This window comes from Glutamicibacter sp. BW78, assembly GCF_002332245.1.
Taxonomy (GTDB): Bacteria; Actinomycetota; Actinomycetes; order Actinomycetales; family Micrococcaceae; genus Arthrobacter_H; species Arthrobacter_H rhombi_A.
Window position 1 is genome coordinate 1 of record NZ_NRGU01000019.1, and the last position, 1,385, is coordinate 1,385.

A 1,385-nucleotide genomic window follows, 5' to 3' on the forward strand; every position below is an offset into this window, starting at 1 on the left:
CGCGTTGACTCATAAAGAACCTCCGCTTGTGGCCATACGTTGCCTCATAGCAAAACCTCCGGATGCTTCAGAGTTGCCCACGACCAAATCAGGCGGGACCGTTATGGATGGGACTGACCATGAGTGAGCGCAAGGCAGTAACGAAGCACCTGGCCCAGCGATACCAAAACGCCAATAAGCCGGTGAAGACCGAGATCCTGGACCACGTCGTGGAACTAACTGGCTGGCACCGCGATCATGCCCGAGCCGCGCTGCGCCGGGCCGTTGAACCATCACGACCGAAGCTGGTCCGACAAGGACGAGCACCTACCTATCCGGCGGATCTTCAGCAGTCCCTGATCCTGTGTTGGGCGGTGCTGCGGGCCCCGGCGGGGAAGCTGCTGGCGGCAGCGACGGACTATCTGGTTCCCATGCTCAGGGCCGAGCACGTTCTGGACGTCACTGATGAACAAGCCAGGCTGCTCATGGCGATGAGCGCGGCGACCATCGATCGTCGCCTGGCCCACGAACGGGAAAAGATGCGCCTGCATGGGCGCTCGCGTACCAAGCCCGGATCACTGTTGAAGTCCCAGATCCCGATCCGGACCTGGGCTGATTGGGACGACGCAGTCCCCGGGTTCGTGGAGATCGATCTGGTCTGCCATGAGGGCTCGAACCCGGCAGGGCAATTCTGTTGCACGCTCACCGTCACCGATATCGCCACGGGCTGGACAGTGAACCGTTCGGTGCAGAACAAGGCCCAGAAATGGGTGTTCGAGGCCCTGATGCACGTCAAGAACGTGTTCCCGTTCCCGATCATCGGGATCGATTCCGATAATGGCAGTGAGTTCATCAATGACCATCTCTACCGATACTGCCTGGACAACAAGATCACCTTCACCCGATCGCGTCCGTTGCATAAGAATGATGGCGCGCACGTGGAACAGAAGAACTGGTCCCGAGTCCGGGAGCTGGTTGGCTATCAGCGTTTCGATACTGCCCGGGAATTGGAGTTGTTGAATCGGATCTGGGAGCTGGACCGGGTCTTCACGAACTACCTGCTCCCTCAGCAGAAACTCGTTTCGAAGACCCGTCACGGGGCGAAGGTGAGCAAGAAGCACGACAAGCCAGCCACCGCGTACCAGCGGGCCGCCGGGTATCCCGGGATGGCCAAGCGTCCGATCATTACGATGAATGCTCAATTCAAGAGGATCCGGGTCATGGCCCTGCAACGACAGATCTCTGCCCTGACCGCGGAGCTAGACACGCTGGCCCGGCGTAAGAACAGGGCCCCGGTACCGGTGTTCGATATCGCTAAGGCAAGATCATGAACCCGATTCCTCGCGGAGGTTTTCTAATGAGGCAACGAAGCAGTCTTCCCGGAGGTATTGCTATGAGGCAACAGG

Annotated in this window: 1 protein-coding gene; it reads left to right on the forward strand. The window is 59.3% G+C overall.

Annotated elements, in window-relative coordinates; translation table 11 throughout:
* Positions 1 to 119 precede the first annotated feature (119 nt).
* Positions 120 to 1,310, forward strand: coding sequence for a DDE-type integrase/transposase/recombinase (locus tag CIK75_RS02990; protein WP_086997593.1), 1,191 nt, complete (start codon positions 120 to 122; stop codon positions 1,308 to 1,310).
* Positions 1,311 to 1,385: the final 75 nt, after the last annotated feature.

What these genes read in the sequence shown, in the direction of transcription:
- CIK75_RS02990 (WP_086997593.1), top strand. Translation starts at nt 120, where the DNA reads ATGAGTGAGCGCAAGGCAGTAACGAAGCACCTGGCCCAGCGATACCAA.